This is a genomic window from Xanthobacter sp. ZOL 2024, assembly GCF_052932325.1.
Genome location: NZ_CM128808.1, coordinates 3121680 through 3136523 on the forward strand (window position 1 = coordinate 3121680; position 14844 = coordinate 3136523).

General features: G+C 67.3%; 13 protein-coding genes. 9 read left to right on the forward strand and 4 right to left on the reverse strand.

Annotated elements, in window-relative coordinates; genetic code table 11:
• Positions 1-133: 133 nt before the first annotated feature.
• The 3 genes from ACU4E7_RS14230 (at position 134) to ACU4E7_RS14240 (ending at position 4575) form a co-directional block, all read left to right on the forward strand.
• Positions 134-817, forward strand: coding sequence for a hypothetical protein (locus ACU4E7_RS14230; RefSeq protein ID WP_447019226.1), 684 nt, complete (start codon positions 134-136; stop codon positions 815-817).
• 71 nt (positions 818-888) lie between these two features.
• Positions 889-3702 carry an excinuclease ABC subunit UvrB gene (gene uvrB, locus ACU4E7_RS14235; protein WP_447019227.1) on the forward strand — a complete coding sequence of 938 codons (2814 nt, stop codon included), beginning with the start codon at positions 889-891 and terminating at the stop codon, positions 3700-3702.
• A 243-nt stretch (positions 3703-3945) separates the two neighbouring features.
• Positions 3946-4575, forward strand: coding sequence for a trimeric intracellular cation channel family protein (locus ACU4E7_RS14240; protein ID WP_447019228.1), 630 nt, complete (start codon positions 3946-3948; stop codon positions 4573-4575).
• A gap of 21 nt (positions 4576-4596) precedes the next feature.
• On the opposite strand, the gene ACU4E7_RS14245 is transcribed toward ACU4E7_RS14240, so the two are convergent.
• The gene (locus ACU4E7_RS14245) at positions 4597-5022 is read right to left on the reverse strand and encodes a DUF930 domain-containing protein (protein WP_447019229.1); all 426 of its coding nucleotides are present in this window, start codon (positions 5020-5022) and stop codon (positions 4597-4599) included.
• Between the two features lie 238 nt (positions 5023-5260).
• On the opposite strand from ACU4E7_RS14245, the gene ACU4E7_RS14250 reads away from it, so the two are divergent.
• Positions 5261-5815, forward strand: a complete 555-nt coding sequence (locus tag ACU4E7_RS14250; protein ID WP_238121648.1) for a DUF2478 domain-containing protein — start codon at positions 5261-5263, stop codon at positions 5813-5815.
• Between the two features lie 121 nt (positions 5816-5936).
• Positions 5937-6647 carry a hypothetical protein gene (locus ACU4E7_RS14255; RefSeq protein WP_447019230.1) on the forward strand — a complete coding sequence of 237 codons (711 nt, stop codon included), beginning with the start codon at positions 5937-5939 and terminating at the stop codon, positions 6645-6647.
• A 6-nt stretch (positions 6648-6653) separates the two neighbouring features.
• Here the strand turns inward: ACU4E7_RS14255 and ACU4E7_RS14260 are convergent, their stop codons facing one another.
• Positions 6654-7100, reverse strand: a complete 447-nt coding sequence (locus ACU4E7_RS14260; protein ID WP_238121650.1) for a GtrA family protein — start codon at positions 7098-7100, stop codon at positions 6654-6656.
• Positions 7101-7371: 271 nt separating this feature from the next.
• On the opposite strand from ACU4E7_RS14260, the gene carB reads away from it, so the two are divergent.
• Positions 7372-10737 carry a carbamoyl-phosphate synthase large subunit gene (carB, locus tag ACU4E7_RS14265; RefSeq protein ID WP_447019231.1) on the forward strand — a complete coding sequence of 1122 codons (3366 nt, stop codon included), beginning with the start codon at positions 7372-7374 and terminating at the stop codon, positions 10735-10737.
• A gap of 213 nt (positions 10738-10950) precedes the next feature.
• Complete coding sequence (greA, locus tag ACU4E7_RS14270) at positions 10951-11424, forward strand: transcription elongation factor GreA (RefSeq protein ID WP_238121652.1); 474 nt, start codon at positions 10951-10953, stop codon at positions 11422-11424.
• Between the two features lie 110 nt (positions 11425-11534).
• Here the strand turns inward: greA and ACU4E7_RS14275 are convergent, their stop codons facing one another.
• On the reverse strand, positions 11535-12452 hold the full coding sequence (locus tag ACU4E7_RS14275; protein WP_238121653.1) for a LysR family transcriptional regulator: 918 nt from the start codon (positions 12450-12452) through the stop codon (positions 11535-11537).
• A 109-nt stretch (positions 12453-12561) separates the two neighbouring features.
• On the opposite strand from ACU4E7_RS14275, the gene ACU4E7_RS14280 reads away from it, so the two are divergent.
• Both ACU4E7_RS14280 and ACU4E7_RS14285 read left to right on the forward strand, forming a co-directional pair.
• The gene (locus ACU4E7_RS14280; protein WP_238122019.1) at positions 12562-12996 is read left to right on the forward strand and encodes a CidA/LrgA family protein; all 435 of its coding nucleotides are present in this window, start codon (positions 12562-12564) and stop codon (positions 12994-12996) included.
• Positions 12983-13681 carry an LrgB family protein gene (locus ACU4E7_RS14285; RefSeq protein ID WP_238121654.1) on the forward strand — a complete coding sequence of 233 codons (699 nt, stop codon included), beginning with the start codon at positions 12983-12985 and terminating at the stop codon, positions 13679-13681. Before ACU4E7_RS14280 ends, ACU4E7_RS14285 begins: the two co-directional genes overlap by 14 nt.
• Here the strand turns inward: ACU4E7_RS14285 and ACU4E7_RS14290 are convergent.
• Positions 13666-14790, reverse strand: a complete 1125-nt coding sequence (locus ACU4E7_RS14290) for a COX15/CtaA family protein (protein WP_447019232.1) — start codon at positions 14788-14790, stop codon at positions 13666-13668. The two genes, ACU4E7_RS14285 and ACU4E7_RS14290, sit on opposite strands and share 16 nt — an antisense overlap.
• Between the last annotated feature and the right edge of the window lie 54 nt (positions 14791-14844).

Here is a 14844-nt window from a genome sequence, read left to right on the forward strand (position 1 = left end):
TGGGCATGAGGAAAGGGGGGCCGTTGGAGCGCAAGGGCCGCGTGAGCCGCGATCACTATTTCGCGAACCGCGATGTTGACTCTAGTTGCATATAATACAAGATATAACCAAAAATTGTATTTCTGGGGGCACCATGTTGAAGCGAGCCATCGTGGGAGTGGGCTTGTCGCTGTTGCTGGGAGGTTGCATCACGGATCGTGGCCCATCGTTTGGTGCGCGCGAACTGGTGCCTCCGCAGCGAGGGATTTATGTTGGCTCGATCTATTATGCGGCAGAGGCCCCTACAAATCGGCGGGATGTCCCTACTGCTCTTGAGCCTCTTTGTGATACTCGCCCTGATCTCTCGGCTTTCGGCGTCGCCAATCCCAAGGCCGACCCTGTAGCGGATATCAATTTGCTCTTTGACGCTCGGCTGCAGGGTGAACTGGGAGGAGTGTCCACGAAACTGGTGTCTTTAGGCCTCTCTGGCAATGTCTCCGATTACTACGAGTACAAACTGACGCATGTCAGCAAATATGCCATCTCGGAAGCTGCGGCGCAGACGGTGTTCGAGGGCATGATGCGGGATCGTCGTTGTCGCGCGGCCGTCGATCGCAACAGAGCTTTCGGCATCTATCAGGTGCAGGCCACATACGTTGGCGACATTGTGTTTCGGCGTAAGCAGGCCGCGGCCTCGGACGCCTCTGTGTCCGCGCGGCTGAGCAAGATTGAGCCCACTATCAAATCAACCTTCTCACGTACCCTGGATCTCGGCTTCTCCGGCGAGGGGCTGGTGTTTTCCTTCGTTCCAATCCTGAGGTCGCCTTCGGGAAGCTGATTGAGAGGGCGAGGGGAGCGATTACGAGGCAGGGGCTTTTCGAAGGCGCCGGAGCCGCCCATATTCCCGCCATGGCCAAAGCATCCCGTCCCGGAAAGCTCGGTGAGCGTTCGCAGCGTCATTTCGAGCCGGCGCCCCAGCAGGCGCTCGATCCCGCCCTCGCCAAGTCCCTCTCCGAGTCCCTCGGGCTGGAGCCCGGGGACCTCGCCATGGATTTCGAATCCGGTGGCGCCTCCGCCACCGTGCAGGCGCTGGCCAGCCTGATCGAGAACGGCCGGCCGGAGGTCAACGGCCAGACCTGGGTGCCCCACCGCCCGCCGCGCCCGGAAAAGTCCGAGGGCGGCGTCGCCTTCACCATGAAGAGCGCGTTCACCCCCTCCGGCGACCAGCCCCAGGCCATCGCCGAATTGTGCGCCCAGGCGAGCGCCGGGGAGCGCGACCAGGTGCTGCTGGGTGTGACTGGCTCGGGCAAGACCTTCACCATGGCCAAGGTGATCGAGCAGCTGCAGCGCCCGGCCATCGTGCTCGCCCCCAATAAGACGCTGGCGGCCCAGCTCTATGGCGAGTTCAAGAGCTTCTTCCCCGACAATGCGGTGGAATATTTCGTTTCCTACTACGATTATTACCAGCCGGAAGCCTATGTGCCCCGGACGGATACCTATATCGAGAAGGAATCCTCCATAAACGAGCAGATCGACCGCATGCGCCATGCGGCCACCCGCGCGCTGCTGGAGCGTGATGACGTGATCATCGTCGCCTCGGTCTCGTGCATCTACGGTATCGGCTCGGTGGAAACCTATTCGGCCATGACCTTCGATCTGAAGGTGGGCGAGCGCATCGACCAGCGCGCGCTTCTGGCCGATCTGGTGGCCCTGCAATACAAGCGCATCCAGTCGGATTTCGCCCGCGGTACCTTCCGGGTGCGCGGCGACGTGGTGGAAATCTTCCCCGCCCACTATGAGGACCGCGCCTGGCGCGTCTCTTTGTTCGGCGACGAGATCGAGAGCATCGCCGAGTTCGACCCGCTCACCGGCCAGAAGAGCGGCGACATGAAGAGCGTGCGCGTCTACGCCGCCTCCCATTATGTGACACCGCGCCCGACCCTCATCCAGGCCATCACCGGCATCAAGGCCGAGCTGAAGGTGCGCCTGGAGGAGCTTTATAAGATGGGCCGCCTCTTGGAGGCCCAGCGGCTGGAGCAGCGCACCCGCTACGACCTGGAGATGATGGAGGCCACGGGTTCGTGCGCCGGCATCGAGAATTATTCGCGCTGGCTCACCGGCCGCAAGCCCGGCGAGCCGCCGCCCACTTTGTTCGAATATGTGCCGGACAACGCCCTCGTCTTCATCGACGAGAGCCATGTGACGGTGCCGCAGATCGGCGCCATGTATCGCGGCGACTTCCGCCGCAAGGCGACGCTGGCGGAATACGGCTTCCGCCTGCCCAGCTGCATGGACAACCGCCCGCTGCGGTTCGAGGAATGGGAGGCCATGCGGCCGCAGACGGTGCATGTTTCCGCCACCCCCGGCCCCTGGGAGATGGACCAGACCGGTGGTGTGTTCGTGGAGCAGGTCATCCGCCCCACCGGCCTCGTCGATCCGCCGGTGGAGGTGCGCCCGGCGCGCAGCCAGGTGGACGACCTCCTGGGCGAGGTGCGGGCGGCGGCGGCCAAGGGCTATCGCACCCTGGTCACCGTGCTCACCAAGCGCATGGCCGAGGACCTCACCGAATATCTCCATGAGAATGGTATCCGCGTGCGCTACATGCACTCGGACATCGACACCATCGAGCGCATCGAGATCATCCGCGACCTGCGGCTGGGCGCCTTCGACGCGCTGATCGGCATCAACCTGCTGCGCGAGGGCCTCGACATTCCCGAATGCGGGCTGGTGGCCATTCTCGATGCCGACAAGGAGGGCTTCCTCAGGTCGGAAACCTCGCTGGTGCAGACCATCGGTCGCGCGGCGCGCAACGTGGATGGCCGGGTGATCCTTTATGCGGACCAGATTACCGGTTCCATGAGCCGCGCCATGGCGGAGACCACCCGCCGCCGCGAGAAGCAGATGGCCTATAATCTGGAGCACGGCATCACGCCCGAGAGCGTGAAGAAGGCCATCGGCGACATTCTCAACTCGGTCTATGAGCGCGATCACGTGCAGGTGGATACGGGGGTGATGGAGGAGGGGGCGGCCTTCGGCCACAACCTCAAGAGCGTCATCGCCGATCTGGAAAAGCGCATGCGCGCCGCCGCCGCCGATCTCGATTTCGAGACCGCCGCCCGCCTGCGCGACGAGATCCGCCGCCTGGAGGCCACCGAGCTCGCCGTCGCCGACGATCCCATGGCGCGGCAGGAAGCGGTGGACGACCGCACCGGCGGCTATCGCGGGCCGCGCAAATACGGCACCGCCGCCAATCTGCCGCCGGAAACCGCCGCCAAAGGGAACGCGAAGGGGCGTGCCCGCAGCGGTGGCAAGATGGGTGGCAAGATGGGGACAAAGGGCGGAGCCGCGTCCGCGGGCCGGGCCGCGCCAGAAGCGCCACCAGAAGCGCCGCGGGTGACGGGCACGGCCACCGGGCCCCGCTCCGCCCGCCTGCCGCCGCCGGAGACGCCCATGGCGGCCTCGGAGGCTGGAGCCGCCCCTTCCGCCGCGCCGCGTCCGTCGCGCGCGAAGACCAAGCTTGAGGCGGCGCTGGAAGGGCTGGCGGAAACCCAGACGCCCTATAGCGCGCCGCGTTCGGCCTCCCGGGCCCATAAGCCCTCCCTGGACGACATGGGCCCCGGCTCCGATCGCGCCGTGCCCCTGACTGAGGACAGCTTCCGCCCCGGCCCCCGCCCCGATCCCGGCACCAAGGGCTATCGCAAGGGCGGCCGCCGCAAGGGGTAGCGTCGGGCTCGCTCGAGCTTCACCACCCGTGGCGCGGGCGATGCTCGACCACCCATCTGTTCTGGCCCGATCTAGCCCCCCTCCACATTTCTCTGTGTTGAATGTCGACGGAGCCTGGGGGAAGGCCGCTGTGGGATCCGGCGGTGCGCTCATGGCCTGGTCCGCGCCGGCGGCGTTGTGCTGGCCGTGAGTTCCAACCCTATGGTAGTCCCAGCCGAGGGAGAACAGGCGGGAGGCGGGGACATGGAAACGGCGCTGCTCTTCAAGATCCTCTACATCATCGCCATCGTCGCCGAAGCCATGACGGCGGCGCTGGCGGCGGGGCGGCGGCAGATGGATTGGGTGGGGGTGTGCCTGCTGGGCTCCATCACCGCGCTGGGCGGCGGCTCGGTGCGTGATGTGCTGCTGGGGCGCCATCCGCTCACCTGGATCGAGCATCCCTCCTATCTGCTCATCACCTCGGGCGCGGCGCTCGCCACCATCATCATCGCCCGCTACATGCATCACCTGCGCTACCTGTTCCTGTTCCTGGATGCGGTGGGGCTGGTGGTGTTCAGCATCATCGGCTGCAACATCGCCCTCGGGCTCGGCATGCCGGTCATCATCGTCATCGCCTCGGGCATGATCACCGGCTGCGTCGGCGGCGTGCTGCGGGACGTGCTGTGTGCCGACGTGCCCCTGCTGTTCCGGGCCGAGCTCTATGCCACCGTGTCCATCGTCACCGGCGGCCTCTATGTGGGCGGCGGGGCGCTGGGCCTGCCGCATGAGCCGCTGATGATCGGCGCCATGCTGGCCGGCCTCGCCTTGCGCCTGCTTGCCCTGCGCTTCAACTGGCACATGCCGAAGTTCGTCTACACCCAGGATCTGCACTGAGCCCGCGCTGGGGCCCGCGCCTCAGGGGACGAGATAATGGGCCGACCAGTCGGCCCGCGGCACCTCTTGTCCCAACTCATAGCTGAACGACCGGATGTCCATGCCATCGGCCGAGGTCTGGCAGCGATAGGAAAGGCGGTACCAATGGCCGGCGCTGCGCACCGCGGCGCCGGGAGCCGAGACCGTGTCGGCCCCCACCTTGGTGTCGGCGAAGGCATAGGCGACCAGCTCATCGGGGCGCATGCCCTGGTGCTGGCGCTGGATCTCCCCCATGGCGCGGGCGTTGCAGCGCTGTTCCACGCGGGTGGCCGGGCTCAGATGCAGCATCATGGGGTCATGCTGCGGCTTCGGGTCATGCTGTGGCTTCGCAAGGGCGGGCAGGGCGGTGAGGCCGGCGCAGAGAAGGCCGGCCGCGCAGGCGGCGGCGAGGCGGAAGGCGCGTGTCACGGGGTGGGATACCTCCTCGATTCGGTCCTGCTTAGGGACGATCTGTGGCGAGGATGGGACGAAATCTGCCTACCGTTTGGGCAGGTGGCGCCCATGCCGCGCAACGCGGCGGTTGGTCCCAGCCATCGGGCTTGGATTGAGAGTGCTATTGTTGCTTATATATAGGTCGCGGAGGGGCGTGGGCGGCGCATGGGCCAGCCGGTGCCCTCCCGGAACCGTTTGAAGCTGAGAGCGCGCCATGGCGGAGATGCCGCACAGACCCACGATTCTTGCCGTCCAGGGCGGTGACCGGGAGGAGATCCAGCATCTCCTCATCGCCGCGGCGGAACGGCTGAAGGCGGCGGGGGTGCGGGTGCTGGGCGTGGTGGAGGACATGGCGCCGGGTGTCTCCCATCATGACATCATGCTGCTCGATCTCGCCACCGGCGACACCCATCGCCTGCATCAGGACCTGGGGCCGGGCGCGGCCGGCTGCAGTCTGGATCCCGAGGGGCTGGCAGCGGCCTGCGCCGGGGTCGAGACGGCCATCGCCGCCCGGAGCGCGGAGGGTGGCGCGGCGGCGGATACGGTCGTCATCCTCTCCAAGTTTGGCCGGCAGGAGGCGGAGGGGCGCGGCCTGACTTCGGCTTTCTATGCGGCGGTGGCGGCGGAATTCTCGGTGCTGACGTCGGTGTCCCCGTCAGTCTCGGGGGAGTGGGGCGATTTCGTCGGCGATATGGCCCGCGTGGTGCCGGCGCACCTGTCTGAGGTGGAGGCGTGGTGGGCGGGGGTGCCTGAGCTGGTGGCGGAGTAGGCGGGGGCGGGCGCCGCTGGCCGCCGGATGCGGAACCGGCTATGAACCTCGCAAGGCGCCGCTGGCCTCTCGCCGGCGGTGCCGACGCGCCGTTCATCCCACCGCCTGCCCGAGGCCCGTCATGGACCTGTGTCGCCCCGTTCGCCTTCGCGTCCTGATGCTGCTTGCGGGCGGCGCGCTTGGTCTGGCCGCCTGCCAGGGCTCGCCCGACAGCTGGGGCACCGGCGTCGTCAAGCAGAGCGATGCGTTCGGCGATTACTCTGAAACCATCGTCGCCATTCCCAAGCCCACCGCCGGGCCGCGCCAGTTCCAGTGCACCGGGCCGTTCGCGCCCGACACGACGGCGGTGAACCTCGCCGCCGATTTTGGCCAGGCGAACGTGGCCACCGGCACCATCACCTCGCCCGATGGCAGCACCTCCCCCGGCCTCATCGTGCTACCCAATGATCCCGGGCTCGCCATGGAAATCGCCTGGAAGGATCCCGGTGCCATGGCCGCGCCCCGCCGCATTTCCTTCACCGAGGAGAGCGCCTGGAGCGTCAACGGCATCGGCATTGGCACTTCGCTCGCGGATGTGGAGAAGGCCAATGGCGGCCCGTTCCGCATCCAGGGTTTCGGCGGTGAGAACGGCGGCGTGGTGGCCGATTGGCAGGGTGGCCGGCTTGGCAATATCGGTGGCGGCTGTCGGGTCGGGCTGCAGCTCGCGCTGCCCGCCACCGTGGGGGATGCCGCCCTCGGCCCGCTGTCCGGTCCGCGCCGGGTGTCGTCGCGCGATGCCAAGCTGCGGGCGGCCAATCCCACCGTCGGCCTGTTCTGGATCAACTACCGCTGAAGCGCCTCAGCCGCGGTGGAGCGAGCGATCGGCGAATGCCCAGATGCGGTAGCCGGAGAAGGTCCAGATGAGGGTGATGCCGGTGGCGACCACCTGGGCGGCCAGGTAATAGACGCCGAGCCGGTGCACCAGAAGATCCATCAGCACCGCGTTGAGGACGAAGGCGCCCAGGGCGACCACCGCGAATCGCGGCACGGCCCCCGCGTGGGAGCGGGTGGAATCGAAGGTGAACAGCCGGTTCAGCACGTAGGACACCACTGCGCCCACCAGCGAGCCCATGACCGAGCCGGTCACCGGGCCAGCGATGCCGCGTTCCACGGTGAAGGCGAGGGTGGCGAAATGGGCGCCGGTGGCCACCAGCCCCACCCAGCCGAAGGACAGGATCTGCCGCAGCAGGGGGCGGTAGCGGCGGATGCCGTTGCGGAGCGCGGCCACCGGACTTGTGAACACCACGGGAGGCTCTCATGCGTGAGGAGCGGGCAAGGCGTCTTCCGTCGCCCGGAATTATGGTCTAAGGAAGCCCATCTAAGAGCCGGCACGCGCGATTTTTCGCGGGTCTCGCCGGCTTGAGCCGTATCTGTCGCCCTGCGGCAGGTGCCATCCTGCAGGGGGCGCGTGACCCGCGGCCCTTTTTTTGCGCCTGAAGCATGTTGCGATCCGCGCCCGGTGGCGTCGGGTCGCGCCGCATGCGGGGGGCCAAGATGAGCCAGAGCGCTAAAGCGACATGCCGAAACGCACAGACCTCGAGACCATCCTCATCATCGGCGCCGGCCCGATCGTCATCGGCCAGGCGTGTGAATTCGACTATTCCGGCACCCAGGCGGTGAAGGCGCTGAAGGAGGAGGGGTACCGGGTCGTTCTGGTCAATTCCAACCCGGCAACCATCATGACCGATCCGGACATGGCGGATGCCACCTATATCGAGCCCATCACCGCCGAGATCGTCACCAAGATCATCGAGAAGGAGCGCGGCGACCGTTCCAAGGGCTTCGCTCTGCTGCCGACCATGGGCGGGCAGACCGCGCTCAACTGCGCGCTCTCGCTCAAGAAGATGGGCACGTTGGAGAAGTTCGACGTCGAGATGATCGGCGCCACCGCCGAAGCCATCGACAAGGCCGAGGATCGCGAGCTGTTCCGCGAGGCCATGACCAAGATCGGCCTGTCGACCCCCAAATCGCGGCAGATCAAGACCCTGCCCCAGGCGCTGGAAGCGCTGGAGGAGGTGGGGCTGCCCGCCATCATCCGCCCGTCCTTCACCATGGGCGGCACTGGCGGCGGCATTGCCTACAACAAGACGGAGTTCATCGAGATCATCGAGCGCGGCATCGATGCCTCCCCCACCAACGAGGTGCTGGTGGAAGAGAGCGTGCTCGGCTGGAAGGAGTATGAGATGGAGGTGGTCCGCGACAAGGCGGACAACTGCATCATCATCTGCTCCATCGAGAACATCGACCCCATGGGCGTGCACACCGGTGATTCCATCACGGTGGCCCCGGCGCTGACGCTGACCGACAAGGAATACCAGATCATGCGCGACGCCTCGCTGGCGGTGCTGCGCGAGATCGGGGTGGAAACCGGCGGCTCCAACGTGCAGTTCGCGGTCAATCCCGAGGACGGCCGGCTGATCGTCATCGAGATGAACCCGCGGGTGTCGCGCTCCTCGGCGCTGGCCTCCAAGGCCACCGGCTTCCCCATCGCCAAGGTCGCCGCGCGTCTCGCCGTGGGCTACACCCTGGACGAGATCGCCAACGACATCACCGGCGGCGCGACGCCGGCCTCCTTCGAGCCCACCATCGATTATGTGGTGACGAAGGTGCCGCGCTTCGCCTTCGAGAAGTTCCCCGGCGCCGAGCCGACCCTCACCACCGCCATGAAGTCGGTGGGCGAGGCCATGGCCATCGGCCGCACCTTCCCGGAATCCCTGCAGAAGGCCCTGCGCTCGCTGGAAACCGGCCTCAGCGGCCTCGACGACATCGAGATCGAGGGCCTCGGCCTGGGCGACGACAAGAACGCCATCCGCGCGGCGCTGGGCACCCCGACCCCCGACCGGCTGCTCTATGTGGCCCAGGCCATGCGCCTCGGCCTCACCAACGAGCAGATCCACGCGGCCTGCAAGATCGACCCCTGGTTCCTGGGCGAGATCCGCGCCATCGTCGATGCCGAGGAGAAGGTGCGCAAGTTCGGCCTGCCCGCCACGGCCGGCGCCTTCCGTGGCCTGAAGGCCATGGGCTTTTCCGATGCCCGCCTCGCCACCCTGAGCGGGCGGCATGAGGCGGACGTGCGCGCCCAGCGCCACGCGCTCGACGTGCGCCCGGTCTATAAGCGCATCGACACCTGCGCCGCCGAGTTCGCCTCGCCCACCGCCTATATGTATTCGTCCTACGAGGCGCCGTTCGCCGGCGTGCCCGCCGATGAGGCGCGCCCCTCGAACCGGGAGAAGGTGGTGATCCTGGGTGGCGGTCCCAACCGCATCGGCCAGGGCATCGAGTTCGACTATTGCTGCTGCCACGCGGCCTTCGCCCTCAAGGACGTCGGCTACGAGGCCATCATGGTCAACTGCAACCCGGAGACCGTCTCCACCGACTACGACACCTCAGACCGGCTCTATTTCGAGCCGCTGACCGCCGAGGACGTGCTGGAACTGCTCGACCGCGAACGCACCAACGGCACCTTGAAGGGTGTCATCGTGCAGTTCGGTGGGCAGACCCCGCTGAAGCTCGCCAAGGCGCTGGAGGCGGCCAATGTGCCGATCCTCGGTACCTCGCCCGACGCCATCGATCTCGCCGAGGATCGCGACCGGTTCAAGCACCTGCTGGAGCGGCTCAACATCCGCCAGCCGGCCAACGGCATCGCCTATTCGGTGGAGCAGGCGCGGCTGGTGGCCTCCGAGCTCGGCTATCCCATGGTGGTGCGCCCCTCCTACGTGCTGGGCGGCCGGGCCATGCAGATCATCCGCGAGGACAGCCAGCTCGGCGATTACCTGCTGGAGACCCTGCCGGGCCTGGTGCCCCAGGAGATCAAGGCGCGCTATCCCAACGACAAGACCGGCCAGATCAATACGGTGCTCGGCAAGAACCCGCTGCTGTTCGACCGCTATCTGTCGGATGCCATCGAGGTGGACGTCGACGCTCTGTGTGACGGCAAGGACGTGTTCGTCGCCGGCATCATGGAGCATATCGAGGAGGCCGGCATCCACTCGGGTGACAGTGCCTGCTCGCTGCCGGCCTATTCGCTGAGCCCGAAGATCCTGGACGAGCTGAAGGCGCAGACTGCGGCCATGGCCCTGGCGCTGGGCGTCGGCGGCCTCATGAACGTGCAGTATGCCATCAAGGACGACGACATCTACGTCCTCGAGGTGAACCCGCGCGCCTCGCGCACGGTGCCGTTCGTGGCCAAGGTGGTGGGCCTGCCCATCGCCAAGATCGCGGCGCGGGTGATGACCGGCGAGAAGCTCGAGAGCTTCCATCTCAAGCCGCCGGTGTTCGACCACATCGCCATCAAGGAGGCGGTGTTCCCGTTCGCCCGCTTCCCCGGCGTCGATACGGTGCTGGGCCCGGAGATGCGCTCCACCGGCGAGGTGATGGGGCTCGATACCGACTTCGGCGTGGCCTTCGCCAAGAGCCAGCTGGGGGGCGGCACCAAGGTGCCCAAGTCCGGCACGGTGTTCGTCTCGGTGCGGGAGCAGGACAAGGCCCGCATCCTGCCGTCGGTGCGGATGCTGCAGGAACTGGGCTTCAAGGTGATCGCCACCTCGGGCACCCAGCGCTTCCTCGAAGAGCATGGGGTGACCGCCAGCAAGATCAACAAGGTGCTGGAAGGCCGACCGCACATCGTCGACGCCATCAAGAATGGCGAGGTGCAACTGGTGTTCAATACCACCGAGGGTGCCCAGGCTCTTGCGGATAGCCGCTCGCTCCGGCGGGCCGCCCTCTTGCAGAAAGTGCCGTATTACACCACGCTGTCAGGTGCCGTCGCGGCGGCGCAGGGGATCAAGGCCTATGTGGGGGGCGACCTGAAGGTGCGTCCACTCCAGGATTATTTCCACGCCGATCACAACCCTCTCGCGCGGAGCAGCGCCGCCGTCCGCTGACGGCGTGATGGAACGCGCGGGGATTACGTCCCCGCGCATTTGCGTCGTGCGATCACCCTTGCGAGGCGCGCCGTTGGCGGCGGGCGCGCGGGGGCGGGCACGAGGAGCCGTGCCGCGCGTCGTGCGTTTTGCGGTGACGGTGCATTTCAGGCGTGGCGGGCCGAAAGCGGCCGGCTGCGCGTTGATCAGTTTCGGGAGGTCTTGAAAGGACCCATGGAGAAGATTCCCATGACCGCCGGGGGCTATGATGCCCTTGTGCAGGAGTTGAAGCAGCGCCAGCAGGTGGAGCGTCCGCGGATCATCGCCGCGATTTCCGAGGCGCGCGCCCACGGCGACCTGTCGGAGAACGCGGAATATCATGCCGCCAAGGAGCAGCAGTCGCTGAACGAAGGGCGCGTTGCCGAGCTGGAGGACAAGCTGTCCCGCGCCGAGGTCATCGACGTGTCCAAGCTCTCCGGCGATATCGTCAAGTTCGGCGCCACCGTCACCCTGGTGGATGAGGATACGGAAGAAGAGAGGGTCTGGCAGATCGTCGGCGACAGCGAGGCGGATGCCAAGGCTGGCCGCATCTCCATTTCCTCGCCCATGGCCCGGGCCCTGATCGGCAAGCAGAAGGGCTCCTCCGTCGAGGTGGTGACCCCCAAGGGCGCCCGTTCGTTCGAGATCGTCGAGGTCCGCTGGGCCTGATCGTCTGAAACCGGTTCCGACCGCAGGCGCGCCTGCGGTCGGTTCGCACCGATCTGGCCGGCATCAGCGCCGGCTGCGTGCGACGCCTTCGGCCGCCCCGCAGGGCCCGGTTACGGCGCCGGGGTCGCGGGCATGCCGCTTCCCCCCTCTGCTCCATAGATCTCCCGGGTCAGTTCCACCCACGCCCGCGCCGCGTGGGAGAGATAGCCGCCGCGCCGCCACACCAGGGCCATGTGCCATTGGGTGCCGGGCTCGTCCAGCAGCACCAGCTTCACCGCCGGGGTGCTGCGCTGCCGGGCGATGGTCTGCGGCAGGAAGGCGATGCCGAGCCGCGCGCCCACCAATTCCACGATGAAGTCGATCTGCCCGCTGCGCGCCGCCACCGTGGGGGCGAAGCCGTTGCGCTCGCAGGCGTCCACCAGCACCCGATTGAGGGCGAAGCCGCGCTCGAACAGGATGAACGGCGAGGCGGAGAGGGCACCGATGCCGATGCGCTCCTGACCCGCCAAAGGGTGATCCTTGGGCATCACCACCATCAGCGGCTCGCAGCGCACCGGCTGGAAATCGAAATCGTCGGTGGTGGGCAGCAGCGAGCCGGCCAGCTCCACCTCGCCGGCCAGCACGATCTCTTCCAGCCGCTTGGAGCCCTGCTCGGTGAGGCGGATGTCGATGCCCGGATAGCGGGCGCGATAGACGGCGAACAGCGGCGCGAACAGGGTGCTGGCCCCCAGCGGCGGCAGGCCGAGCCGCAGCGAGCCGGTCTTCAGTCCGCGCAGATCGGCGAGCTCGGCCACCAGATCATCCCGCTCTGCCAGCATGGTCAGGGCGCGGCGGTAGACGATCTCGCCGGCGGTGGTGAGCATGCTTTTGTGGCCGATGCGGTCCAGCAGCGGCACGCCCAGCTCGTCCTCCAGCTGCTTCACGGCCTTGGAAATGGTGGGCTGGGTGGCGAACACCACCTTGGCCGCCTGGGAGAAGCCCCCTTGGCGCACCACCTCGACAAAGGCCCGGAGCGTCCGCAATTCCATAATATGCCTATATGGAATGAATTGAATTCAGTCAATTCATTTTCATTATAGTCGGGGCGTGACTATCTTAGCGGTGTCGGCACTGGAGGTGCCCACCATGTTTACCAAAATGCCCGCTCCCGCGCGCGCGTTCCGGCGCAGCGCCCTTTATTTCCGTTCTGTGCTCCATCGCTCGGGGCTGCTGCAGATCGTCGTGCTCGCATTGTTCTGGATGCTGGGCGAGGCCATCGTCCGGCTGGCGCAACTGCCGCTGCCCGGCGGCATTGTCGGCATGGTGGTGGTGCTGGCGCTGCTCGCCAGCGGCTGGATCCGCCCGGCGGCGGTGCGGCGTGGTGCTTACTGGCTGATCGCCGAGATGCTGCTGTTCTTCGTGCCGGCGGTCATGGCGGTGCTGGACCATCATGAATTCGTCGGCCTGCTCGGCCTCAAGATCGTCGCCGTCATCCTGGTGGGCACGGTTCTGGTGATGGGCGGCACGGCGCTGACGGTGGACCTGTGCTACCGCTGGCGCGCCCGGCGGGAGGCACATCATGCCGGCGCTTGATCCCTTCGAAGCCACCCTTCTGTGGTCGGCGGTCACCATCGGCTGCTACCTCATCGCCCGGGTCATCGGCCGTCGCTGGCGGTTCTGGTGGACCTCGCCCCTGCTGCTGACGCCCATCATGGTGGGGCTCATCGCCCTCAGCCTCCATGCGCGCTACGCCGACTACATCCGCTCCACCCATTGGCTGGTGCTGATGCTGGGCCCGGCCACGGTGGCCTTCGCCATTCCCATCTATGAGCAGCGGGCGATGATTTTGCGCCATTGGCCGGTGCTGCTTTTGGGGGTGCTGGTGGGCTCGTCCATCGCCATGGTGGCCGCCTTCTTCATGGCCTCCTGGCTCGGCCTTTCCCACACGGTGCAGCTCAGCCTGATGCCGCGCTCCACCTCGACCCCGTTCGCCATGGCGGTGTCCGATGACATCGGCGGCATTCCCGATCTCACGGCGGTGTTCGTGGTGCTCACCGGCGTGGTCGGCGCGGCGCTGGGCGAGATCCTGCTGAAGGTGATGCCGCTGCGCTCCACATTGGCGCGGGGCGCGCTGTTCGGCATGGGCGCCCATGGCGCCGGCGTCGCCAAGGCGCACCAGATCGGGGGCGAGGAAGGCTCCATCGCCGGCCTGGTGATGGTGCTGGCGGGCCTGTTCAACGTGATGATGGCCCCGGTGGTCGCCTATCTGCTGCGCTGAACGCGCAGCAGGGGCACGCCGGCCTGCTCCGGGCGGCGGGCCGCGAGATCCGTGGCATGGATGGCGGCGGCGCCGAGCACCAGGGTCGCGCCCAGCTGATGCGCAAGGGCCACCGGCAGCGGCACCATCAGCAGCAGGGTCGCGATGCCGAGCCCCGCCTGCACGCTCACCAGCACAAACAGGAGCCAGGCGCCACGGGCGGCGCGGGGATCGGCGCGGCCGGCATCGAGCGCGTGCACGAGGCTGAAGCCCCAGAGGGCATAGGCGATCATGCGGTGATCGAACTGCACGGTGAACGGGTTCTCGAACAGATTGACCCAGCCGGGCCGCTGCGGCGCCAACTGGTCGAGGGGCGGGATGAGGCGCCCGTCCATGAGCGGCCAGGTGTTGAAGGCCATGCCCGCATCGAGGCCCGCCACCAGCCCACCGGCGAAGATCTGCACCAGCACCAGAGCGAGTAGCGCCAGCGCCCCCCAGCGCACGCGCGTGGCGACCGGGGGCAGGGCGGCCCGGGGCGTGAGGCTGCGGGCGACCGCGACAACGGCCGCCAGGATCAGGCAGGCGAGGGTGAGGTGTACGGCGAGCCGATACTGGCTCACCGAGGTGCGCAGGGTGAGGCCGGAAGCCACCATCCACCAGCCCACCGCGCCCTGCAGACCCCCCAGCAGAAACAGGCCGAGGCAGCGCCGCAGCAGGCGGCCGCGCAGCAGCCCGCGGGCGGCGAAGTAAAGGAACGGCAGCAGGAAGGCGGCGCCGATCAGCCGCCCCAGCAGCCGATGCCCCCATTCCCACCAATAGATCCGCTGGAACGCGGCGAGCCCCATGCCCTGGTTGAGGATCTGGTATTGGGGAATGGCCTTGTATTTCTCGAACTCGGCCTGCCACTCGGCCGGGGACAAGGGCGGCAGGGCGCCGGTCACCGGCTTCCATTCGGTGATGGAGAGGCCGGATTCGGTGAGACGGGTGGCGCCGCCCACCACCACCATGGCGATGATGAGGGCCGCGACCGCATAAAGCCACAGCCGCACCGGCCGCAGCGCATCGGTCGATGGCGTCTCTGATCGCGCGGCGTCACGCGGCCCCGCGACGGGTCCACTGGGCTGGAGCATGGCGTTCTCTCCCGCCGGCGGGCCATTCTGCCGTGGCTCTCGCGGCCAATCCGT

Coding starts and splice junctions, on each gene's coding strand:
- ACU4E7_RS14290 (WP_447019232.1), bottom strand. CDS start 14,790: ATGCTCCAGCCCAGTGGACCCGTCGCGGGGCCGCGTGACGCCGCGCGA.
- ACU4E7_RS14285 (WP_238121654.1), top strand. CDS start 12,983: ATGCCGGCGCTTGATCCCTTCGAAGCCACCCTTCTGTGGTCGGCGGTC.
- ACU4E7_RS14275 (WP_238121653.1), bottom strand. CDS start 12,452: ATGGAATTGCGGACGCTCCGGGCCTTTGTCGAGGTGGTGCGCCAAGGG.
- ACU4E7_RS14230 (WP_447019226.1), top strand. CDS start 134: ATGTTGAAGCGAGCCATCGTGGGAGTGGGCTTGTCGCTGTTGCTGGGA.
- uvrB (WP_447019227.1), top strand. CDS start 889: ATGGCCAAAGCATCCCGTCCCGGAAAGCTCGGTGAGCGTTCGCAGCGT.
- ACU4E7_RS14280 (WP_238122019.1), top strand. CDS start 12,562: ATGCCCGCTCCCGCGCGCGCGTTCCGGCGCAGCGCCCTTTATTTCCGT.
- greA (WP_238121652.1), top strand. CDS start 10,951: ATGGAGAAGATTCCCATGACCGCCGGGGGCTATGATGCCCTTGTGCAG.
- ACU4E7_RS14250 (WP_238121648.1), top strand. CDS start 5,261: ATGGCGGAGATGCCGCACAGACCCACGATTCTTGCCGTCCAGGGCGGT.
- carB (WP_447019231.1), top strand. CDS start 7,372: ATGCCGAAACGCACAGACCTCGAGACCATCCTCATCATCGGCGCCGGC.
- ACU4E7_RS14240 (WP_447019228.1), top strand. CDS start 3,946: ATGGAAACGGCGCTGCTCTTCAAGATCCTCTACATCATCGCCATCGTC.
- ACU4E7_RS14255 (WP_447019230.1), top strand. CDS start 5,937: ATGGACCTGTGTCGCCCCGTTCGCCTTCGCGTCCTGATGCTGCTTGCG.